The sequence below is a fragment of the Halorubrum sp. GN11_10-6_MGM genome (assembly GCF_005435165.1).
GTDB lineage: Archaea > Halobacteriota > Halobacteria > Halobacteriales > Haloferacaceae > Halorubrum.
This window is the reverse complement of the sequence record NZ_SGUC01000019.1, coordinates 32,958-53,706: the sequence shown is the minus strand read 5'-3', so window position 1 is coordinate 53,706 and position 20,749 is coordinate 32,958. Positions and strand designations below refer to the sequence as shown.

18 protein-coding genes and 2 pseudogenes are annotated in these 20,749 nt (G+C 70.2%); 11 read left to right on the top strand and 9 right to left on the bottom strand.

The window, feature by feature from the left end; genetic code table 11:
• Positions 1-251 precede the first annotated feature (251 nt).
• Positions 252-1,559, bottom strand: coding sequence for an acetamidase/formamidase family protein (locus tag EXE46_RS10665; protein ID WP_137688379.1), 1,308 nt, complete (start codon positions 1,557-1,559; stop codon positions 252-254).
• 102 nt (positions 1,560-1,661) lie between these two features.
• A complete protein-coding gene (locus EXE46_RS10660; RefSeq protein ID WP_137688378.1) occupies positions 1,662-2,273 on the bottom strand; it encodes a LysE family translocator in 612 nt (203 codons plus the stop codon).
• 110 nt (positions 2,274-2,383) lie between these two features.
• Between EXE46_RS10660 and EXE46_RS10655 the strand changes: the two genes are divergently transcribed.
• The 3 genes from EXE46_RS10655 to EXE46_RS10645 all read left to right on the top strand — a co-directional run bounded on the left by EXE46_RS10655 (position 2,384) and on the right by EXE46_RS10645 (position 5,718).
• Positions 2,384-3,373 (top strand): DUF6293 family protein, encoded by a 990-nt coding sequence (locus EXE46_RS10655; RefSeq protein WP_137688377.1) that lies wholly within the window; start codon positions 2,384-2,386, stop codon positions 3,371-3,373.
• 444 nt (positions 3,374-3,817) lie between these two features.
• A complete protein-coding gene (gene cofH / locus EXE46_RS10650; protein ID WP_137688376.1) occupies positions 3,818-5,263 on the top strand; it encodes a 7,8-didemethyl-8-hydroxy-5-deazariboflavin synthase subunit CofH in 1,446 nt (481 codons plus the stop codon).
• 137 nt (positions 5,264-5,400) lie between these two features.
• Complete coding sequence (locus tag EXE46_RS10645; RefSeq protein WP_137688375.1) at positions 5,401-5,718, top strand: DUF2250 domain-containing protein; 318 nt, start codon at positions 5,401-5,403, stop codon at positions 5,716-5,718.
• A 27-nt stretch (positions 5,719-5,745) separates the two neighbouring features.
• Here EXE46_RS10645 and hmgA read toward each other — a convergent pair whose 3' ends face one another.
• The 3 genes from hmgA to EXE46_RS10630 all read right to left on the bottom strand — a co-directional run bounded on the left by hmgA (position 5,746) and on the right by EXE46_RS10630 (position 8,442).
• Positions 5,746-6,969, bottom strand: a complete 1,224-nt coding sequence (gene hmgA / locus EXE46_RS10640) for a hydroxymethylglutaryl-CoA reductase (NADPH) (RefSeq protein WP_137688374.1) — start codon at positions 6,967-6,969, stop codon at positions 5,746-5,748.
• Between the two features lie 47 nt (positions 6,970-7,016).
• On the bottom strand, positions 7,017-7,889 hold the full coding sequence (locus EXE46_RS10635; protein WP_137688373.1) for an inositol monophosphatase family protein: 873 nt from the start codon (positions 7,887-7,889) through the stop codon (positions 7,017-7,019).
• A gap of 79 nt (positions 7,890-7,968) precedes the next feature.
• Positions 7,969-8,442: a GNAT family N-acetyltransferase gene (locus EXE46_RS10630; protein WP_137688372.1), complete on the bottom strand. Its 474-nt coding sequence runs from the start codon at positions 8,440-8,442 to the stop codon at positions 7,969-7,971.
• A 200-nt stretch (positions 8,443-8,642) separates the two neighbouring features.
• Between EXE46_RS10630 and EXE46_RS10625 the strand changes: the two genes are divergently transcribed.
• The 5 genes and pseudogenes from EXE46_RS10625 to EXE46_RS17740 all read left to right on the top strand — a co-directional run.
• Positions 8,643-9,473, top strand: a complete 831-nt coding sequence (locus tag EXE46_RS10625; RefSeq protein WP_137688371.1) for a DUF502 domain-containing protein — start codon at positions 8,643-8,645, stop codon at positions 9,471-9,473.
• The gene (locus EXE46_RS10620) at positions 9,470-9,958 is read left to right on the top strand and encodes an archease (protein WP_137688370.1); all 489 of its coding nucleotides are present in this window, start codon (positions 9,470-9,472) and stop codon (positions 9,956-9,958) included. The genes EXE46_RS10625 and EXE46_RS10620 overlap by 4 nt, the downstream gene beginning before the upstream one ends.
• A gap of 68 nt (positions 9,959-10,026) precedes the next feature.
• Entirely contained in the window at positions 10,027-10,569 is a 543-nt protein-coding gene (locus EXE46_RS10615) for a hypothetical protein (protein ID WP_137688369.1), read from the top strand.
• A 98-nt stretch (positions 10,570-10,667) separates the two neighbouring features.
• Positions 10,668-11,180 (top strand): annotated as a pseudogene (locus EXE46_RS17690) (RtcB family protein); the annotation flags it as partial.
• Positions 11,181-12,335: 1,155 nt separating this feature from the next.
• A pseudogene (locus tag EXE46_RS17740) lies at positions 12,336-13,607 on the top strand (RtcB family protein); the annotation flags it as partial.
• Between the two features lie 33 nt (positions 13,608-13,640).
• Here EXE46_RS17740 and EXE46_RS10605 read toward each other — a convergent pair.
• From EXE46_RS10605 to EXE46_RS10595, 3 genes are all read right to left on the bottom strand, one after another.
• Positions 13,641-13,952: an MTH1187 family thiamine-binding protein gene (locus EXE46_RS10605; RefSeq protein ID WP_137688367.1), complete on the bottom strand. Its 312-nt coding sequence runs from the start codon at positions 13,950-13,952 to the stop codon at positions 13,641-13,643.
• Between the two features lie 63 nt (positions 13,953-14,015).
• Positions 14,016-14,951, bottom strand: a complete 936-nt coding sequence (locus EXE46_RS10600; RefSeq protein ID WP_137688366.1) for an alpha/beta hydrolase — start codon at positions 14,949-14,951, stop codon at positions 14,016-14,018.
• Positions 14,948-15,355 carry a hypothetical protein gene (locus EXE46_RS10595; protein WP_137688365.1) on the bottom strand — a complete coding sequence of 136 codons (408 nt, stop codon included), beginning with the start codon at positions 15,353-15,355 and terminating at the stop codon, positions 14,948-14,950. Before EXE46_RS10595 ends, EXE46_RS10600 begins: the two co-directional genes overlap by 4 nt.
• A 233-nt stretch (positions 15,356-15,588) precedes the next feature.
• On the opposite strand from EXE46_RS10595, the gene EXE46_RS10590 reads away from it, so the two are divergent.
• The 3 genes from EXE46_RS10590 (at position 15,589) to EXE46_RS10580 (ending at position 18,771) form a co-directional block, all read left to right on the top strand.
• Positions 15,589-16,686 carry a DUF4013 domain-containing protein gene (locus tag EXE46_RS10590; protein ID WP_137688364.1) on the top strand — a complete coding sequence of 366 codons (1,098 nt, stop codon included), beginning with the start codon at positions 15,589-15,591 and terminating at the stop codon, positions 16,684-16,686.
• 25 nt (positions 16,687-16,711) lie between these two features.
• Positions 16,712-17,779 carry an mRNA surveillance protein pelota gene (locus tag EXE46_RS10585; protein WP_137688363.1) on the top strand — a complete coding sequence of 356 codons (1,068 nt, stop codon included), beginning with the start codon at positions 16,712-16,714 and terminating at the stop codon, positions 17,777-17,779.
• A 347-nt stretch (positions 17,780-18,126) separates the two neighbouring features.
• The gene (locus EXE46_RS10580; protein ID WP_137688362.1) at positions 18,127-18,771 is read left to right on the top strand and encodes a hypothetical protein; all 645 of its coding nucleotides are present in this window, start codon (positions 18,127-18,129) and stop codon (positions 18,769-18,771) included.
• A gap of 91 nt (positions 18,772-18,862) precedes the next feature.
• Here the strand turns inward: EXE46_RS10580 and infB are convergent, their stop codons facing one another.
• Entirely contained in the window at positions 18,863-20,656 is a 1,794-nt protein-coding gene (infB, locus tag EXE46_RS10575; RefSeq protein WP_137688361.1) for a translation initiation factor IF-2, read from the bottom strand.
• Positions 20,657-20,749 lie beyond the last annotated feature (93 nt).

The window sequence follows — 20,749 nt, the reverse complement described above, 5'->3', positions numbered from 1 at the left end:
GCGATGCGGGGGCGGGACTCGAAGGGGCAGCCGGGAGGCAGGCGCAGGCGACGCAAGCACCGCAAGAGCGAGTGGAACGAGCGACGAGGAGCGCAGCGAGCGTGCGCCTGCCTCCCGGCTGGGGCTTCGGGAGTGTCGATCGTCGACTTATAAAGAGAACTGACGCAGTACAGCCGAGCGACTGGGGCTTCGGGCGTGTTCGTGTCGAGGGGTCCACAAAAAGGGAGGTATCGACGGGGCGCGCCGACTCTTTATAAGTCGTACTGCTCGCGCGTCACGTCTTCGAGCCCGGACTCGGCGAGCACGTCCGCGGGCACGAGCATGTCGAGCTGGACGACCCCCGGGAGCCGCCCGATCTGGACGCCGCCGGTGAACGTACACCGGGCGCGGACCTCGCCCTCGCTCATGCCGAGGAGCGTGCCGGCGCGGTCGAAGGCGTTCTGCGTGGCGTCGTTGACGGTCGCGCCCGAGCCGATAACCTGAATCGGCGCGGCGTCGGTGTCGACGTCGACGCCGTGTTCGCCACCGAGGTCGTCGCCCGCCGCGACCTCGTCGTCGCTGTAGGGCTTGCTGATAAAGGGGAGATCCTCCTCGTTCGGGAGCAGGACGGGACCGTCGAGGTCGACGTCCTCGATCACTTCCACGTCCATCGTGACGGTGCCGCTCACGTCGGTGGTGTGTAAGGATAGCTCGCCGTCGCCCTGGTTCGCGTGGAGGTCGCCGACGTAGATCCCGCCGCCGTCGACGACGACCGGACAGATCAGCGTCGCGCCCGCGCGGACCTCGGGCACGTCCATGTGGCCGTCGGTGCGCAGGTCGAGGTCTTCCTCCGTCTCGACGCCGTAGTCGTGGTCGGCACCGATCAGGTTCTGTCCGAAGTCGCCGGCGTTGTGCGAGTCGGGCATCGTCACCGGCGGCGTGGTGCCGATGTTGCCGATGAACGGTCGGAGCCGGCCGAGCGTCCCGGGCATCCCGTCCGGCTCGTACAGTAAGATCGGGTGCTGACGCGCGTTCTCGGGGATGTCCATCACGCGCTCGGCGTCGGTCGCGAGCGCGTGGGCGCCCTCTTTGTCGAGCGTGATCCCGACCGCGTTCTCGTGGTCGAAGGCGACGGTGTAGCCGTACTCGAAGCCGAACGAGGAGGCGTTCGCGCCGCACTCCGCACAGCGGATCGCGTCCTCGCCGGTACCCTCGACGACGGAGTCGGGCCACGTCGTCCCGCACTCCGGGCAGCGGTGGTCGACGAAGGGGTCGTCGCCGAACGCGCCCTCCCGTTCGGCCATCGACCCGGTACTGGTGGCCATGCTCGTCACCTCCACGTCGCGGATGTGGATCGCGACGGCGTCGCCGATCTCCGCGCCCTCGACGCGGATCGGCCGCGTCACCTCGTGACCGCCCCGGAACGAGGGCGTCACCATCGGCCCCCAACAGCCCGGCGGGGTGTACGTCTTCACCGTGCCGCCGTCCGCGACCGTGCCCGCCCACTCCTGGTCGGGCCCGACGAGCCCGAGCGTGTACTGGTCGACGTACAGTTCCTGTTGGATCTCCTGCTGTGACATTCCGTGTATTGGTACGGACTGCCACGCCATAATCGTAGTGTTCGCGGCGGGCGGCTCGGTGGGATCGACGCGGACCCTCGCGTCGAACGCGGGGGCGGCCCATCAGGAGAGAAGCAGCCAGCCTCCGAGCGCGACGAGGACCGCCCCGGCGACGCGGTTCAGCAGTCGGTCGAGGCCGTCGGACCGGAGGTACGCGGCGGCCCCGTCGGCGAGGACCGCGACGGCGCCGAGGTACGCCGCGGTGAGCGCGGCGTACGTCACGCCCAACACGGCGAGCGGGACCGTCTCTCCCGCGCCGGCCGGAACGAACCCGGGGAGGAACGCGAGGAAGAACAGCGCGACCTGCGGGTTGAGCGCGTTGACGAGGAACCCCTCGCGCAGCCCGCCGGCCGTCGACGGCGCCGCGGTCCCGGCCGACCAGAACGTGTCGACGCCGAGGTAACAGAGGTAGACGCCGCCGGCCGTTCGGATCAGCGGTTCCGCTCCGGGGATCGTCCGGTAGACGGCCGCGACGCCGACGACGACGAGCGCGGTGTGAAAGAGGATGCCCGTCGTGACGCCGGCCGCCGCGTGAAGACCCGTCCGTCGGTCCTCGACGGCCCGCGAGAGGACGAACAGCGTGTCCGGCCCCGGCGTCGCGACGAGCGTCGCGGCGGAGAGGACGAAGAGGGCGTACGTCGCCGCGGAGAACGGGAAGCCGAACGCGAACGTCATATTCCCCGTCTCGGGGGCGACCCGTTAAACCTCTCGGACAGCGGCCCGTCGCCGGTCCCGCAGTCGGCGGATCTCCTCGTTTTTATATCTCCCGCGACTCCCTACCGCGTATGCAGACCCACGTCGTGCCCGTCGGGTTCGACTACGACCGGATGATCGCCCCGCTCATCCGGGACCAGTTCGACGTCGACCGGGTGATCCTCTTGGAGGGCACCGTCGGCAGCGAGGCCAACGTCGAGTACTCGCGCAACATCGCGCGCAAGCTGGAGCAGGACTTCCGGAACCTGCTCGGCGCGGAGACGGTCCGCGAGCGACTGGACGACGTGTACGACTACGACGCCGCCTTCGAGCGCGCCTTCGACCTGATAAACGCGGAGCTGGACCGGGACGACGTCGACGCGGGGGCGGACGAGGGAGCGGGCGACGACGAGCGCGAGGTGTGGGTGAACCTCTGTTCGATGCCCCGGCCCGTCTCGTTCGCGTTCGCGACCGCCGCCCACTCGATCATGGTCGAGCGGCAGGCGGACCGCGACCGCATCCACACCTACTACACGGCGCCCGAGAAGTACCTCGAAACCGAACTCGCCGAAGAGCTGCGCGCGACGCGCGACCTCCTGCGCGACCTCGACGCCGGCGACGGCGGGAGCAGCGACGAGCCGCTCGCGGACGCGGGCGTCGACCCCGACCGCGTCGCCGACCGGCTGGCGAGCACCACCGACCTGCTCGCGGAGTTCGACGAGCGCGGCACCACCATCGGCGCCAAGCGCATCGGCGACGACCACGTGATCGAGCTTCCGGTCGCCTCCTTCCAGAACGTCAAGCCGTTCGAGGAGCTCGTGCTGTTCACGCTCGGCGAGCACGGCGAGTTCGAGTCCGTCTCCGAGCTGGCGGAGACGCTCGCGGCCGAACTCAACGAGGAGTACACCGACTCGTTCCGCTCGAAGGTGATCTACAACGTCGACCGGCTCGGCCCCGGCGGCAAGGGGTACATCGAGCGCGAGGAACACGGGAAGTCCTACCGGACGAGCCTCTCGCGGATCGGCGAGCTGTGGGTGCGTTCGCACGGCGACGAGGACCGAGATTACCGGGAGTTGGCGTGAGGGGACTCGGGCGGATCGGTGACGGACACCGTCACAGCCCCAGCCGCTCGGCCGGGCGAGACGGGTACTGGTCATAAATCGCTGATCGACACGAGCACTCCCGAAGCCCCAGCCGGAAGGCGGGCGCACGCTCGCTGTGCTCCTCGCTCAGTCGCTACCGCTCCTTCGCTGCGGTGCTTACGTCGCCTGCGCCCGCCTTCCGACTGCCCCTTCGAGTCCCGCCCGACCGCGACCGCCCCGCACCTCACGCCTCCCCAGCCTCGTCGGGCGCGTCTTCGGGCTCCCTTCGGTCGCCCTCGTCGCGCCCGACTCCCTCGCGCGTGCTGGCTCGCGGCGCGAAGCGCCGCTCGCAGGCACGCGCCACCGCAGTTCGGGTGTCCAATTGTCGTGTTCTGTCTGTCGCGACCCGCCCGTTTATCAGGGTGGAACCGGGAGCGTTACGGGATGAGTTCGGGCGGCGGATCCGACGCGAGCGGATCGAACGAGGGCGAGGGCGGCGGACCGGAGAGCGGCGCGAACGAGTTCGACTTCGCGACGCCCGGGACCGACCAGTCGTTCGAGAACGCGCTCTCGAAGGCCCGCGACGGCGTCCGGCTGACGGTCGACGACGCGACCGAACTGCTCGCCACCGGGACGGACCGCGAGGGGATCGACCCCGTCCGCAAGGAGGCGGTGCTGGAGGCCGCCGACCGACGGCGACGCGAGGCGGTCGGCGACGAGGTCACCTTCGTCGCCAACCTCAACAACAACGTCACGACGGCCTGTAACACGGGCTGTCTGTTCTGTAACTTCAAGGACACCGCGCACGCGTTCGAGGCCGACAGCGACGCCGACCACGCCGGGTTCACGAAGACCCCGACCGAGTCGCGCGCGGTGGTCGAGGACGCCCTCGACATGGGGATCTACGAGGTGTGTTCCGTCTCGGGGCTCCACCCGGCGTTCGCGCTGAACGAGGAGCACCACGAGATCCTCGCCGCGTACGACGACCCCGCGAGCGAGGTGAACTACAAGCCGCCCGCGGCGTACGACACCGACCCCGGCACCTACGTCGAGCAGATGAACGCGATGTCGGTCGGCGGCGTCCACCTCCACTCGATGACGCCCGAGGAGGCGTACCACGCGAGACGCGGGACCGACTGGACGTACGAGTCCGTCTACCGCGAACTGGCCGGCGCCGGGCTCGACTCCGCGCCGGGCACGGCCGCCGAGATCCTCGTCGACGAGGTCCGCGACGTGATCTGTCCGGGGAAGATCCGCACCGACGACTGGGTGGCCGCGATGGAGGGCGCGGCCGCCGCCGGCTTAGACGTCACCTCGACGATGATGTACGGCCACGTCGAGACGGTCGAACACCGCGCGGAGCACCTCGGAGTGATCCGCGACCTCCAGGACCGGACGGGCGCGATCACGGAGTTCGTCCCCCTCTCCTTCATCCACCAGAACACCCCCCTCTACCGCCGCGGCGTCGTCGACTCCGGCCCCTCGCGCGCCGAGGACGAACTCGTGGTCGCGGTCGCGCGGCTCTTCTTGGACAACGTCGACCACGTCCAGGCCTCGTGGGTGAAGTCGGGCGACGCCCACGGGCTGAAGCTGCTCAACTGCGGCGCCGACGACTTCATGGGCACAATCCTCTCCGAGGAGATCACCAGCCGCGCGGGCGGCGAGTACGGCGAGTACCGCTCGTTCGACGACTACGTCGAAATGATAACGGCGATCGGCCGGACGCCCGTCGAGCGCTCCACCGACTACCGGACCCGTCGCCGGATCGACCCCGACGACGGCCCGCACGGCCCGCGGCTCGGCCCGCGCGCCGACGGGACGCCGATGCTGCCCGAGCGTGCGGTGGGAAGCGACGCCGCCGGTGCGTCGTCTACCAGCGCCGACGACTGAACCGGTCGGAACCGTCGTCGGAAACGCGTTCAGAGGACGGGTTTGGTGACGAACACGTTCGTCCGAGTCCGAGCGACTCCCAACGAGTGAGAACCGCCGGTGACCCCTTTACTGTGGTATTCGTCACCACGTGTGAGATGGACGCACCCGACGCACAGTCGGCCGACCGTTCGGTGGACGGTTCCGAGCAGGGAGGGAGAGAGGGGATCGACCCCGACCGCCCGTCGCTCACGCGGTCCGACGAGCGGCTGCTCTCGTACCTCGCCGACGTCGGCGCCGACTACCAGGCGTTCATCGCGGGGAACACGGGGCTGTACGACGACCACGTGGAGTCGCGGCTGACGGCGCTGGTCGACGCCGGACTCGTCGAGCGCGTCTCCGGCGAGGCGATGTACCGAGTCACCGACGCGGGACGCGAGGCGCTCCGCGACGACTGCCCGCGCTGGTCGGACTGAGAGCGCGGGGTCGTCGGCCGAAGCCGGCTATCGTCCGAGCTCCTCGTGCGCCGACGAGAGGTGCCGCGAGCCGAGCGCGGCGAGCAGGGAGAGCTCGCCCGCGAGCGCGCACACCGCGATCGACTCCGCGAGCGCGTCGGCGTTGCTCCCGGCCGGGTCCCCGCCCCCGGCGACGCCGAGGATCTCTAAGCTCGCCCGCTGGGTCGGGAGCTTCGTCCCGCCGCCGACGGTCCCCACTTCGAGGCTCGCCAGCGAGACGGAGACGTAGAGGTCGCCGTCGGCGGTCGCCTCGGCGGTCGTGATCGCGTTCGCGCCCTCGACGACCTGCGCCTCGTCCTGCCCGGTGGCGAGGAACATCGCCGCGACCGCGTTGGCGACGTGGGCGTTGAAGCCGAGCGCGCCGGCCTTCGCGGAGCCGACGAGGTTCTTCCGGGTGTTGATCTCCGCGATCGCCTCCGGGGTCGTGTGGAGTCGGTTCTCGACGACCCCGCGGGGGATCGTCGCGTCGGCGACGACCGAGCGCCCGCGCCCCTCGACCGCGTTGATCGCGGCCGGCTTCTTGTCCGAACAGAGGTTGCCCGACAGCGCGACGAGCGAGGCGTCCGTCTCCGCCTCGACAACGTCGCAGGCCTCCCGCGTGGCGATGGTGGCCATGTTCATCCCCATCGCGTCCTTCGTGTCGTAGCGGAACCGGCAGAAGACGTTGTTGCCGACGACGTACGGCGTCACGTCGAGCAGCTCGCCGTGGCTCGTCGTCGACTCCGCGGCCTCGGCGAGCGCGGGCACGTTGTCGCGCACCCAGTCGACGAGCGCCTCGGCCTCCGCGACGCCGCCGACCCGGAACACCGGCGCGCGGGTCATCCCGCTCTTGGTCACGCGCGCGGTCGCGCCGCCGCCGTCGTCGATCACGGAGCAGCCGCGGTTGATCGACGCGACCAGCGCCCCCTCGGTGGTCGCCAGCGGCAGGTAGCGCTCGCTCGAGGCCGCGCCGCCGTCGACGGTCACCGGCCCCGCGACGCCGACGGGGACCTGGACGCCCCCGAGCGTGTTCTCGATGTTCGACCCGTGGACGGCGTCGGCGTCGAACGCGTACTCGCCGAGGGGGTCGAGGTCGGCGTCGGTCGCCTCCGCGACGAGCAGCCGGCGCGCCGCGGCCGCGGCGTCGGCGTCGGCGTGGTCTTCGAGTTCGTGGAAGCGGAGCTCGCCGTCGCGGACGCGTTCCGCGAGCGACGCGGGAGTGGCGTCGGTCATGCCCGCGTCTCCTCGCGGCGCGTGCTAATGGCTGTCGGTTTTCGGGGTCACCGGTCCGCGCCGTCGAGCGTCGACCACAGTTCGCCGAGCGTCGCCTCGTCGGTCGCGGCGACGTACAGATCCCCGTCGCGCCGGACCGCGGCGCCGGCCTCGGACGCGAGCAGTTCGGTGACGGCCTGTTCCTCCTCGTCCGGACGGAACTGGACGAGCCCCCGGAGCCGGCCGCGGGCGAACAGCCCCGAGTGAACCGTCGGCGCCCAGCTGTCGACCACGCGCTTGACGCGGTCGCCGAGCGCGGCTCGGAGGGCGTCCGCCTCGGCCGCGAGCGCCGGGTCGCGGGGCACGTCGCGGCCGACGATCACCGCGACGGTGGCGCTCCCGACGTCGTTCTCGGCCCCTCCGTCTGCCTCAGAGCCTCCATCTCTCTCAGAGCCTCCGTCTCCCTTGGACCCTCCACCACCTCCCTCGGACCCACCCGTTTCCGGCACGTCGTCGACGCCGACGCGGTCGCCGCCGTACCGAACGCCGTCGCCGGAACGCGCGACGTACGTCTCGTCCGTCGCCGGCTGGTGGAGGGCCGCGACGAGCGGCTCCCCGTCCCGGAGGACCGCGACCGACGATGCGAACGTCGGCAGGCCCGCGGCGAAGTCGTTGGTGCCGTCGAGCGGGTCGATTATCCATCGGTACGGCTCCGTGCCCGCGAACTCGCCCGCCTCCTCGGCGAACACCGCGTGGTTCGGGAACGCCTCGCGGACGACGGGGAGCATCCGGGACTCGGCCGCCACGTCGGCCGCCGCCTTCACGTCGTGCGCCCCGTACTCGGCTTCGGTATCGCCGTCTCGATACCGGGCGCGAAGCTCCGCGCCCCCGGCGAGAACGGCCGCCCGCGCGACCGCTTCGATCCGGTCGTGGTCGGTCATACCGTCGGGTTCGACAGGGGTGATGAAACGAATTGTGGTCGCGTGAGACCGGTGAACACGGGGCGATCTCCTGATCCCGTTACCGGCCGACGAATCCGGAGAGTCGCTCGCGGAGCGACTCGCCGCCGAGCTTGAGGTAGTAGGCGTCGCCGCCGTCCTCGTAGTAGTCGTCGATGCGGCGGATGACCTCGAAGCCGAGATGCTCGTAGAACCCGAGCGCCCGGCGGTTGGTGGTGCGGGCGTGGCAGGTGACCGACCGGTTATTCTCCGCGACGTCGGCGATCAGCCGCTCGGCGTGGCCGCGGCCGCGGTGGTCGGGGTGAACGGCGAGAAAGAGGATGTAGCCGTCGCGGCGGACGGAGGCGAACGCGACGAGCCGGTCGTTCTCGACGAGCAGGTGGGCGGTCGACCGGCGGTACGCGTCGACGAAGAATCCGCGTCGCTGTCGAAGGACGCCCTCGGCGGATCGGATTCGCTCTTTGAGCTCCCACGCGGCGGTCGCGTAGTCGGACTCGCCGGGCGGGTCGATCCGCTTTTCGACGTTGACGCTCACTGGGGAGACCTAACACGCGGGCAGAATATAACTCCACCGCCAGCGGGGACCGTTGCGGGCGGCTTCGCCGCCAGCGGGGACCGTTGCGGCCGACTCCGCCGACAGCGAGAACGGTTGCGGGCGGTTCCGCCGCCAGCGAGAACGGAAACGGTGCGACCGCGACGGAAACGTTTTGTCGCGCTCGGGCGTGGTCGAGATCAATGACCGACGAGTCGTCGGGCGTGGAGCTGGTCCGACGGGCGTTCCTGACCGGCATCGCCGTCATCGTTCCCGCCGTCATTACGCTCGCCGTCCTCGCGTTCGCGTTCAACGCGGTGTACGACTACCTCGACGCCTTCTCGTCGGCGATCGTCGCCGTGTCGCCGGGGGGCGGCCTGCCGGTCGTCGGCGCGATATCCCGCGAGCTCGCGATCGAGATCGCGACGCCGGTCGTGTTCGTGGCCGCGATCGTCATCATCGGGGCGGCCGTCGAGTCCTCGCGGTACGGCGAGCGCGCCGTCGCGTACGTCGACTACGCTGTCGAGCGGGTGCCGGGCGTCGGCTCCGTCTATCAGGGGTTCCGACAGATGAGCGACGCGATGCTCGACTCGGACGGCGGGAACTTCCGCGAGGTCGTCCTCGTGGAGTTCCCGACGGAGGAGACGTACACCCTCGCGTTCGTCACCAGTGAGACGCCGGAGGTGATCGCGGGCCACGCGGACGGCGAGGGGGACGGCATGCGAACGCTGTTCATGCCGATGGCGCCGAACCCGGTGATGGGCGGCCACGTCGTGTTCGTCCCGGACCGTCGGGTCGTCGACGTGGAGCTGACCGTCGACGAGGGGATCCGCGCGCTGGTCACGAGCGGCGTCGCGCTGGAGGAGGTCGCGGCCGACCTCGACGACGTCGACCCGAACGACCTCCGCGCCGGCGCGCCCGAGCGGACGATCGACGCGCGGTTTCAGACCGACGAGGGGGTGGACGGCGCCGAGGAGCCCCGCGACGGGGGCGGCGGAACGAACGAGGCTGACGGCGGGAGCGACGACCGATGACGTACGAGCTCCGCGACCACACCGCCGACGTCGCCGTCGAGGCGACGGCCGACGACCTCTCGGCGCTGTTCGCGGCGGTCGCCGACGGGCTCACCGCGGCGAGCGCGGAGTCGGTTCCGGAGACCGGCGGCGACCGGTTCGAGTTCGAGGTCGCCGCCGAGAGCCGGGAGGCCCTGCTGTTCGACTACCTCGACCAACTGATCTACGAGCGCGACGTGCGGCTCGTGCTCCCGGCCGACCACCGCTGTACGGTCGTCGAGCCGACCGCCGAAGCAGAGTCGGCGACGCCGACCCGCGGAGGCGGCGACGACGACCAGCCCGACGAGCGCGACCCGGAGCCGAGCGAGTGGCGGCTCACCGCCAGCGCCCGGGGGGTCCCCCTCGACGCGGTGGCCGCCCGGGAGATCAAGGCGGTCACGTACTCCGAGATGGCGCTCGAACGCCGCGGCGACGGCTGGTACGCGTACGTCGTGCTCGACGTGTGAGGCAGTGAGACCCCGTCTTGCGGCACTCCGTGAGGAACCATTATATTTATCGAGGGCGTTGGTAACGTATGTTGTACTCTGACCGGAGCGGCGGGAGCGAACCGACGGGCGGGAGGCGACGGTGGCGCGCGGGAGCGGTCTCGGGGTTCGTCGCCGGCGCCGCGATGGGCCTCGTGTTACACTTCGGCCTCGGGCTCATGCCGACGATCGGCGCGCTGATCGGCGTCGAGACGGTCCTCGCGGGGTGGGTCGTTCACCTGTTCAACAGCACGCTGTTCGGGGGCCTGTTCGTCGCCGTCTTCGACCGCCCCCTCTTCGCCGACCTGCGGGGGGACGTGGGGGGCTGCCTCTCGCTGGGCATCGTCCACTCCGCGCTGCTCGGCGTGATCACCGGCGGGCTGCTGTTGCCGGCCGCGATCGCGATCGAGGGCGCGACCTCGCTGCCGGTGCCGACGCTTCCGGTGCCGGGGCTGACGGCGGGGTTCGAGTTCGGCGTCGTCATCGCGGTCGCGCACCTGCTGTACGGGCTCGTCCTCGGGCGGGTCTTCGCCGCGTTCACGCTCGCCGAGGGCGCGGTCGACTGGCTGCCGATCGATCCGGTCGATCGGTGAGACCGCAGGCGAGCGGCCGGGCTCGCACCCCGACGGGCGTGTTCGCACCCGCGCGCGCTGACGCAACGCCCTTCCCCTCCGGCGTCGAAAGACGGCGCATGACCACGCGCGAGTTCGGCGGGATCGAGTTGGAGCGGGTGCGCGAACACGTCTGGGAGCTCCCCCGCGAGGGCGACATGAACGTCCCGGCGCGGGTCCTCGCCAGCGAGTCGCTGCTGGAGGCGATCGGCGACGACGACTCGCTCAAGCAGCTGCGAAACGCCACCCACCTCCCCGGCATCGTCGAGCCCGCCCTCTGTATGCCCGACGGCCATCAGGGGTACGGGTTCCCGGTTGGCGGCGTCGGCGCGATCGACGCCGAGAACGGCTGTATTTCTCCCGGAGCGGTCGGCTACGACATCAACTGCTTGCCGGGCGACACCGATGTCCGACTCTCGTTCGGTCGTCGGGCCTCGCTCGAAACGCTTAGAGATCGATTCGAGGACGAGCGCGCGGCCGTCGCGACAGGTGAAGACCTGCTAGCATCGGAGATTCAACTGTTCACCGAATCCGGATCGAAATCGGTTCACGAACTCGAAACGTCGACCGGTCGGCGAATCGAGGCGACCGCTGACCACCGATTCGAGACTCCAGACGGGATGGTCACCGTCGATGACCTCGACGCGGGGGACGAGGTGTACGTCCATCCGTTCGAAGGACTCGAACACGAAGCCCCCGAGGACTGTACTATCCTCTCAGCCGACGATTTCGAAGACGCGAATCCGCAGATACGGCGGGTACTTGAAAAACGGGGGCTGCTTCCGCTCCGCTCAACGGACGAGGCGTTCAACCGACTGCTCAAGATCGTCGGCTTCCTCCTCGGCGACGGGTCCTACGGAGGAGAGGGCCAGACGTGGTTCTACGGATCACCAGACGAACTGGAGGAGATCCGAGACGACGTTCGCGCCATCGGGTTCACGCCGTCGAAAATCTACGAACGTGATCGGTCACACGACATCGACGGGAACACGTTCGAACGGACGGAGTACAGCTTCAAGACGACCTCCAAGGCGCTGCGACGCGTGTTCGTCGAACTTGGGGTCCCGGAGGGATCAAAAGTATCGTCGGGATTCACGACGCCAGACTATCTCGGTCGGCTGCCTGACTGGCAGCAGGCGCTCTTCTACTCGACGTATTTCGGCGCCGAGATGAACGAGCCGGCGGCACAGCACGACAAGAACCTCTACTGTCCGAAAGTCTCACAAACCCGAACCTTGGACACGGAAGCAGCCGGAAGAGAGTTTTTCGAGGACATGGCGGCGTTCTTCGACCGGATCGGTATCCGGACCAACGACATCGAATCGTTCGAAACAGACACGAACAGTTCGGCTTCGACGCTCCGGCTCCGGTTGGGCGTCAAAAACGACTCGGAGAATCTGATCCGGTTCTTCAGTCGCGTCGGCTATCGGTACCACCCCGAAAAGCAGCGCGGCGCGATGGAAGCCGTCCAGTATCTCCGGACCAAAGAGAGAGAAATCGAGCGGCGTGGATCGATCGCTTCCGAGGCGAAGGCGCTCGCAGACGGGGGGTGTGACGTTTCGGACATCGTGGACCGGTTCGACATCAACGACCGGTTCGTTGAACGAAGCGTCTGGAGTGGGCGCGAGAGCCGCCCACGTCCCGGTGGTGAGTTCCCCGGATTCGAAGAGTATCGTTCCGAACTCGACGTCCGACCGGACGGTGCCGTCGCCGTCGAAGTGGAGGGTATCCGAGAGGCGGGGTCGAAGCCCGTGTACGACCTCGGCGTGACACACGACGCCCACACATTCCTCGCGAACGGGTTCGTCGTTTCGAACTGCGGCGTCCGGATGGTCCGGACGAACCTCACCTACGACGACGTGCGCGGCCGCGAGGCGGAGCTGGTCGACGCGCTGTTCGAGGCGGTCCCATCGGGGCTCGGCGGCGGCGGCGTGATCGACGGCACGGCCGACGCGATCGAGGGCGCCCTCGAACGCGGCGTCGAGTGGGCGGTCGAGGAGGGATACGGGATCGAGAGCGACCTCGCGCGCTGCGAGGACGAGGGTCGGCGGCCGGACGCGCGCCCGGAGTACGTGAGCCAGAAGGCGATGGACCGCGGGCGAAACCAGATGGGGTCGCTCGGGTCGGGCAACCACTTCCTCGAAGTCCAGCGCGTCACCGACGTGTTCCGGGAGGGGGTCACCGACGCCTACGGCCTCCGAGAGGACGGGATCGTCGTCCTGATCCACTGCGGGAGCCGCGGGCTGGGCCACCAGACCTGTAACGACTACCTCCGGCGGATCGAGAAGGAACACGGCGACCTGCTCGCCGAGCTGCCGGACAGGGAGCTCGCGGCGGCCCCCGCCGGCTCCGAGTTGGCCGACGAGTACTACGGCGCGATGGGCGCGTGCATCAACTTCGCGTGGGCGAACCGCCAGCTCATCACCCACCAGGCCCGCGAGACGTTCGGCGAGGTGTTCGACGCCGACCCGATCGACGACCTCGGGATGGAGCTCCTGTACGACGTGGCGCACAACATCGCGAAGAAGGAGACCCACGAGGTCGGCGTCGACGCCGAGGGGCGTCCCGCCGTCGGCGACGACGCCGTCGACCGCGAGGAGCGCGAGCTGTACGTCCACCGCAAGGGGGCGACGCGGGCGTTCCCCGCCGGCAACGCGGACGTTCCCGAGACCTACCGAGACGTCGGCCAGCCCGTCATCATCCCCGGGAGCATGGGCGCGGGGTCGTACGTCCTCCGCGGCGGCGACGAGTCGATGTCGGTGTCGTTCGGCTCGACCGCCCACGGCGCCGGCCGCCTGATGAGCCGGACGCAGGCGAAACAGGAGTTCTGGGGCGGTGACGTTCAAGACGACCTCGAAGAGGGCAAGAAGATCTACGTCAAAGCGCAGTCCGGCGCGACCATCGCCGAGGAGGCCCCCGGCGTCTACAAGGACATCGACGAGGTGATCCGCGTGAGCGACGAGCTCGGAATCGGCGACAAGGTGGCCCGCACGTTCCCCGTCTGTAACATCAAGGGATAACGGAGCGACTCGGGTGTCGACCGCCGTTCCCGCTCAGCGCTCCCGCTTCGCCTCCCGGCCGAGCTGCGCCTCGACGGCGTCGACTTTCTCGGCGGCGGTCCCGTCGCTCGTCCGCTTGTCGTCGATCTTGAGGACCGTCGAGACGCGGTCGCCGTCGACGGCGTCGTGGGCCGCCGCCGCGGCCGCGAACAGCGTCTCGGCGTCGTCGGCCTCGATCACGGTTCCCATCGGGTTCGTCTCGTAGCTCACGTCGAACTCGTCGAGCGCGGCGGCGGCCTTCGCGACCTCCTCGGCCATGCTCTCCTCGATCACCGGCGCGACGCTCAGCATCGCTATCGTGGTCATGGACGTGAGTGGGTGTGGTGGCTACTTAAACGATCGTCGGGGAGCGCGGCTCCGAGCCCTCGTCTATTCGAGCGCGTCCTTGAGGAACGACAGCTGGTGGCCGATCGCGCCCTCGAAGTCGTCGCCGAGCACCGAGAAGTGGTCGGCGGGCATCGTGACGACGGTGCCCCGCGAGAGCGACTCGCCGGCGGCGGCGACCGACTCGGCGTCCACGATGGCGTCGTCGGTCCCCGCCAACAGCAGCGTCGGGGCGTCGATATCGTCGAATCGCGTCACGGGACGGTAGCGGGGGAGTCCGAGCAGCGAGCGAGCGGGGGTCTCGTTGCGCCACGCCGACTCGCGGTCGACGAGATCGATGTACTTCCGTTCGGCCCCCGGCTCCGTGATCGCCGCGCACTCCTCCGGGTCGCCGACGATCGGAACGGTACGCCCGCGGCCGATCCGGTGGCCGAGCAGGTCGCGGAGCCCGGCCGCGCCGGCGCGCGCGAGGTACTTCCCGCCGCGCCGGAGCGCGATCGCTCGCCCGTCGAGCATCGGGACGAGCCCGACGACCGCGTCGACGTCGCGGCGCTCCGCGGCGAGCGTCAGGACGTGCGCCGCCGACAGCGACGCGCCCCACAGCACGAGGGCGTCGCCCGCGTCGTCGACGCGTCGCGCACGGTCGATCGCGCCCTCGTAGGCCGCGCGTTGGCGGGCGAGGTCGACGGCCTGCGAGTCGCCGTCGGAGTCGCCGAACTCCGGGTGATCGAAGAGGAGGGCGGCGTAGCCCGCGTCGGCGAACCGCTCCGCGACGGCGGGGTAGCCGAAGCTCCGCTCCGCGCCGAGCCCGGGCGCCATCACGACGACCGGGGGGTCGTCGGCGTCGCCGCCGGGGAGGTACAGCGTCCCGCGACAGGTCGCGCCGCCGACGTCGAACGCGACCGCGCGGGTGGCGAACCGCTCGCGGGGCGGCCGCGCGAGGCGGCGCTGCGCCCGGTTGATCGGGTCGCGGCGGGTCACCGGTCGACCTCCGGATCGCCGGCGTCGGCTGCCCCGTCGCCCGCGTCTACGGCTTCGGCCTCGTGGCTGAGCGTGTCCAACACGCGTGCGGAGAACTCAGTCTCGGATATCTCGTAGCTCGTGAGCGCCTCGAACCACTCGCCCTCGGCGCGCCACGTGCCGAGGACGTCGCCGGGGGACCGCACGACGGTGCCCTCGACGCGGACGGGGTCCCACTCGTCGGCCTCGGCCTCGTCGATGAGCGCGTTGAGCGCGCGCCCGATCTCGCCGTGGTGAACCTCGCGGCCGGGGAACGCGGTCATGTACGTCAGCTCCAGCGGGTCGCCCTCGTCGATCGATTCGACGCTGATCCCGTAGCTCCTGAGTTCCGGCTCCAGATCGGCCGTCCGCTCGTCGCCGGTCATACCCGATCCGTCGGCGGGGCGGAATAAATCGGTACCGGCACGCGACCGAACCGTCGCTGGAGGGGTGAAGTCGGTCGAAAGCCGCGGACGGGGGGCGACCGCCGAACGGCGGCCGCGATAGGTTGTCAGAGGCACACGATTGTCCCGCGCGGCCACCTCGTTGTATTCCGTGGAGTGATATAAACGCTCGGGCGGGGACCATTTATGCGGCTCCCGCCCTTGTGTGGAGTCACATGCTCACCGCGGCCGTAACGGCGCTGGCGCGAACCGACGACACCGCGGGCGTCGTCCTCGTCGGCGGCGCCGTGACGTTGCTGGCGTGGACCCTGACGCCGCTGTGGCTCGGCGGGGTCCTCTTCGTCAGCCCGGCGGTCGCCGTCGCGGCCCCCGTCGCGCTCGCGCCGTCGCTCGTGGCGCGCGGCTACTTCGTCCGGGTGACGCGCGCCGGAATCCAAGCCGGCGACCCCGCCGGCGCGCCGTCGCTCGTCGCCTGGGGCGAGCTGGTCCGAGACGGCCTCAAGTCGGCGGTGCTGTCGGCGGCGCTGCTCGCGCCGCTCGTCGCCGGTCTCGCGGTCGCCGGCCTCGCGGCCGCCGCGCTCGTCGCCGGTCCCGTCGATCCGGCGTCGACCGCGGCCGCCGTCGAGTCGGCGCTCGGTCCGAACGGCCCGATCGCGGTCGCCGCGGTCGCCGTCGCCCTCGTCGCCGCGCTCGTCGGGGCCTACCTCCTCGCGTTCGCGTACGTCCGTCCCGCCGCGCTCGCCGCGTTCGCCGCGTCCGGCCGGGTCAGAGACGGACTGAATCCGCGGACGGTGGTCGGGGTCGCCGCAACGGGCCGGTACGCGACCGGGTGGACGCTCGCGGCCGGGGCGCTCGCGGTCGGCTACGCCCTCGCGGCGCCGACGGCGCCGATCGTCGTCGGCGTCGCGTTCGCCTTCCTCGCCCGCGTCGTCGCGCACGGGCTCTACGGTCGGGGAGCGGCCGGAGCACTCACCGGGGGGACGCCCCTCGCCGACGCCCGTTCCGCCCCGCGAGCGACTCGCGGGGCGACGGTGACTCACGGGGCGGGCGCGGCCCGCAGCGCGGCGATTGGCGACGTGAGTTCGACTCCCCAGACCGGTCCTGCCGGCGACGGCTCGTCGGTCCCCGCGGTGTCGGGCGACGGCGGGCGACCGATTCGGAGCGAGCCGCCGGCGGCGGTTCAGGTCGGCCGGGTCGTTCCGATCGAGGCGGGCGACTCGATAGACCCGACCGACCCGCCCGAGGCGACCGACGATCCGGTGGGCGGCTTCGAGTGGGGGCCGCCGCTCTCCGAGGCGGAAGACAAGGGTTGATACGGCCGCGAGCGAACGCTCGGGCATGCGAATCTCCGAGCGGGGGTACGGCGAGGAGGGCCGGGAACGGCTCACGCTGGTCCCCGAGAACGTCGACGACCTCTGGCACCTCGCGCACGTCCTCGAACCCGGGGACCTCGTCGAGGGCGACACCACCAGACGGATCCAGCGGAACGACGACCAGATGCGGGACACCGGCGGCCAGCGCGAGCACATCTTCGTCACGCTGGAGGTCGATACCGTTGAGTTCGCGCGGTTCGCCAACCGCCTCCGCGTCTCCGGGGTCATCGTCGGCTGCTCGCGGGAGGACCAGCTCAACGCCCACCACACGCTCAACGTCGAGGAGCACGACGAGATCACCGTCGAGAAACACTTCAAACCGGACCAGACCGAGCGACTGGAGGAGGCGACGGAGGCGGCGGAGAACCCCGACGTGGCCATCGCGACCGTCGAGGAGGGGGCCGCGTACGTCCACACGGTCCAGCAGTACGGCACCGAGGAGTACGCCTCGTTCACGAAGCCGACCGGGAAAGGCGAGTTCTCGCGGCCGCGCGAGGAGCTGTTCGCCGAACTGGGCGACGCGCTCGCGCACCTCGACGCCGACGCCGTCATCCTCGCGGGACCGGGGTTCACCAAGCAGGACGCGCGCGACTACGTCGAGGAGGAACACCGCGACCTCGCCGACCGGATCACGACGGTCGACACCTCGGCCGCGGGCGACCGCGGCGTCCACGAGGTGCTCAAGCGCGGCGCGGTCGACGAGGTACAGAAGGAGACCCGCATCTCGAAGGAGGCGAGCCTCATCGACGATCTGACGGAGAACATCGCGAAAGGCGAGAAGGCGACGTACGGCCCGGACGACACCGCCGAGGCCGCCGAGTTCGGCGCGGTCGAGACGCTGCTCGTCGTCGACGAGCGCCTCCGCACGGAGCGACAGGGCGACGGCGACTGGGCGATCGACGTCAACGAGGTCATCCAGTCGGTCGAGCGACAGGGCGGCGACGTGGTCGTCTTCTCCTCCGAGTTCGCCCCCGGCGAGCAGCTCGCCAACCTCGGCGGCATCGCGGCGATCCTCCGCTACCGGCTCCAGTAGACTCTACGGTCAGCTCCGGAGTGCGGTGGCGCGTGCCTGCGAGGCCGCTTCGCGGCCGAGCAGCACCGCGCGAGGGAGTCGGCGGCGACCACCGGGAGCCGCCGACGAGGCTGGGGAGGCGTGAGGCTGCGGTGCTGTGCGGGGCGGGAATCGAAGGGGCAGTCGCGAAGCCGACGCAGACGACGTAAGCACCGCAGGGAGTGAGCGAAGCGAACGACCGAGGAGCGCAACGAGTGTGCGTCGGCTTCGCGACTGGGGCTTCGGAGGCGGTCACGTCCGGAACCGTCACGCACGGGGTGCGGGGAGCGCCCGTGTCCTTATCCGAGCGCGCCGCCAACGACGCATCGATGGCGGACCGATCCGGAGACGACGCCGAGACGACGGTCGAGGACGCGTCCCCGCCCCGTGAGACCGACCGCGACACGCTCTCCGACGGTGACACGCTCTCCGACGGTGACACGCTCTCCGACGGTGACACGCTCTCCGACGGTGACACGCTCTCCGACGGTGACCCGATCCCCGACGACCTCGACGACGCGGGCGTCGACGAGGCGGTGAAGCGTCGGCTCCGCGAGGCGTACCTCAACGACGAGGAGAACGCGCTGATCGTCACGCGGGTGCGCTCCGTCGGCGACCGCGTCGCCGTCGAGATGCGCCCGCCCCACGGCGACGCCACCCACACCGAGCGCTTCGACGCGCCCCGCGACGGGTCGCTGACCGAATCCGAGGCGTTCGTCGAGTTCCTCCAGGCCGCCGGCGTCTCGCCGCTCGACGTCGACGAACTCGTCGGGACCCGCGTCTCCGCGACGTACGACCCGGAGACGGGCTGGCGGGTCGACCCCGAGTACCGCGGCGACGACGCGGTCGACGAGCCGAGTCGGCTCGCCGGCGCCCGCGACTGGCTGTGGACCTACCGGGCGTGGCTGCTCGCCGCGCTGCTCGTCGGCGGCGAGTTGGCGTTCGTCGCCGTGCTCATTCTGGTGTACGCGTGACGGCCCCAGGGCGGCGGACGTTGGAGTAACGAGAGAACGCGTTTCGCGACGACCTCGTCCCGGTGAGATACCTAAGTAACGAACGCTGACGTCACTTCCCCCAGAAGGGGTCGCGCTTGCGGCGCGTCTCCAGATAGCCCTGAAGCGCCTCGCGCTCGTCGGCGGTGATCTCCTCTTTCAGCTCCTGTTCTAAGATCTTCGCGTGCTTCTCCGGCACCTCGGTCCAGAGCGTGTCGCCCTCCTCGATGTCGCGGCCGACGGTCGGCCCGTCGATGGCGATGCTGACGCGCTCGCCGGCGCGCGCCTCGTCGACGTCCTCGCCCTGCTTTTGAATGCCGGAGAGGCCGCCGACGCGCTCGAACTCGTTGCCCTCGAAGTAGCCGACGTTGCGGTTGTTCTGGAGCGTGCCGGAGATGATCTCCACGCCGACGACCGCGGGGTCGTTCTGCCGGAACGTGTGGTCGGGGAGGATGCGGAAGCGGGCGGGGCGCACGACCTTGTCGAGCACCGTCTCCTGTTGCGCGCGCTGTTTCTCCTCCACGTAGCGCTCGTAGTCCTCGACCAGCTGGTAGATGACCTCGTTTTTGAACAGCTTCACGTCCGCGTTCTCTAAGTCCGACTCCGCGTTCTGGAGGAGGTCGACGTTGAAGCCTAAGATCGCCTTGTGTTCGTCCTGATTCGCGGTCTCCGCGACCGCGATGTCGCGGGGCGCGATGTCGCCCACCTCGGCGCGGAGGATGGGGACCTCGGCCTCGCGGAGCGCGTTCGCCATCGCCTCCAGCGAGCCGAGGGTGTCCGCCTTGACGACGACGCCGTTCTCGGCGGTCTCGACCTCGATCTCGGCCAGTTCCGCCTTCACCTCCTCGACCACCTCGTCGACGGTGCGGTCGCGGACGACCCGGACCGGCGCGCCCGCCATCGCCTGGTCGAGGTCGGGCGCGGCGATCTTCACGCCGGCCGCGGCGGCGACCTCGCCCACCTTCTCGAACTGCTTCTCCGTGCGGATCTCCGCGAGCGGGCGCGGGCGGAGCAGCGCGCGGATCTCGGTGACGATTGGCTCGTTCTGGCCGCCGACGACGACGGTGTCGCCGTTGCGGATGACGCCGTCGTAGACGACGGTGTCGACGGTGGCGCCGAAGCCGCGCTCGTCTTTCACTTCGAGGACCGTCCCCTCGCCCGGCCCGGTCACGTCGATCGCCATCTCCTCTTTCATGAACCGCTGGGAGAGGCCCATCAAGACGGTCAGCAGGTCCGGAACCCCCTCGCCGGTGAGCGCCGACAGCGGGACGACGCCGATGTTCTTCTGGAAGTCTTGGACGCGCCAGTAGAGGTCGGCCGAGAAGCCCGCGTCCGACAGCTGCCCGATGATCTCGTAGAGGTTCTCGTCGAGCATGGACTTCGCGCGCTCCGACTGCGCCTCCATGCTCTTCTGGATCGGTTCGCCGTCCTGCGGGTTCCACCCCGGCGTCGTGTCGGCCTTGTTGGCCGCGACGACGAAGGGAGTGCCCGTCCGTCGGAGGATGTCTATCGCCTCCTCCGTCTGCGGCTGGAAGCCGTCGTTGACGTCGACGACCAGCACCGCGATGTCGGCGAGCGCGCCGCCGCGGGCGCGCAGCGTCGAGAAGGAGTGGTGTCCCGGCGTGTCGATGAACAGGAGGCCGGGGAGGTCGAAGTCCGACGGGTCGATCAGCTCGCCAGCCATGCCGGAGATGGTGTCGAGCGGGATGTCCGTCGCCCCGATGTGTTGGGTGATCGCGCCGGCCTCGCCCTCGCTGACGGCGGAGCCGCGGATCGTGTCGAGCAGGCTCGTCTTGCCGTGGTCGACGTGGCCCAGCACGGCGACGATGGGGGTTCGCAGGGTGTCCGCGTGTGTGTGGTCGGTCATATGTGATCGCCCCGAGAAGGTTATACCGTCCGTTCCGCCCGGGCGTCAGTTAAGCCTTTCAAAACGCCGCGACGAACCGCGGCGCCCGAACCG

Excerpts from the sequence above, each read along its gene's own strand:
- cofH (WP_137688376.1), top strand. The coding sequence starts at position 3,818 with ATGAGTTCGGGCGGCGGATCCGACGCGAGCGGATCGAACGAGGGCGAG.
- EXE46_RS10590 (WP_137688364.1), top strand. The coding sequence starts at position 15,589 with ATGCTCACCGCGGCCGTAACGGCGCTGGCGCGAACCGACGACACCGCG.
- EXE46_RS10585 (WP_137688363.1), top strand. The coding sequence starts at position 16,712 with ATGCGAATCTCCGAGCGGGGGTACGGCGAGGAGGGCCGGGAACGGCTC.
- EXE46_RS10620 (WP_137688370.1), top strand. The coding sequence starts at position 9,470 with ATGACGTACGAGCTCCGCGACCACACCGCCGACGTCGCCGTCGAGGCG.
- EXE46_RS10615 (WP_137688369.1), top strand. The coding sequence starts at position 10,027 with ATGTTGTACTCTGACCGGAGCGGCGGGAGCGAACCGACGGGCGGGAGG.
- EXE46_RS10645 (WP_137688375.1), top strand. The coding sequence starts at position 5,401 with ATGGACGCACCCGACGCACAGTCGGCCGACCGTTCGGTGGACGGTTCC.
- EXE46_RS10580 (WP_137688362.1), top strand. The coding sequence starts at position 18,127 with ATGGCGGACCGATCCGGAGACGACGCCGAGACGACGGTCGAGGACGCG.
- infB (WP_137688361.1), bottom strand. The coding sequence starts at position 20,656 with ATGACCGACCACACACACGCGGACACCCTGCGAACCCCCATCGTCGCC.
- EXE46_RS10635 (WP_137688373.1), bottom strand. The coding sequence starts at position 7,889 with ATGACCGACCACGACCGGATCGAAGCGGTCGCGCGGGCGGCCGTTCTC.
- EXE46_RS10625 (WP_137688371.1), top strand. The coding sequence starts at position 8,643 with ATGACCGACGAGTCGTCGGGCGTGGAGCTGGTCCGACGGGCGTTCCTG.
- hmgA (WP_137688374.1), bottom strand. The coding sequence starts at position 6,969 with ATGACCGACGCCACTCCCGCGTCGCTCGCGGAACGCGTCCGCGACGGC.
- EXE46_RS10595 (WP_137688365.1), bottom strand. The coding sequence starts at position 15,355 with ATGACCGGCGACGAGCGGACGGCCGATCTGGAGCCGGAACTCAGGAGC.
- EXE46_RS10665 (WP_137688379.1), bottom strand. The coding sequence starts at position 1,559 with ATGTCACAGCAGGAGATCCAACAGGAACTGTACGTCGACCAGTACACG.
- EXE46_RS10660 (WP_137688378.1), bottom strand. The coding sequence starts at position 2,273 with ATGACGTTCGCGTTCGGCTTCCCGTTCTCCGCGGCGACGTACGCCCTC.
- EXE46_RS10605 (WP_137688367.1), bottom strand. The coding sequence starts at position 13,952 with ATGACCACGATAGCGATGCTGAGCGTCGCGCCGGTGATCGAGGAGAGC.
- EXE46_RS10655 (WP_137688377.1), top strand. The coding sequence starts at position 2,384 with ATGCAGACCCACGTCGTGCCCGTCGGGTTCGACTACGACCGGATGATC.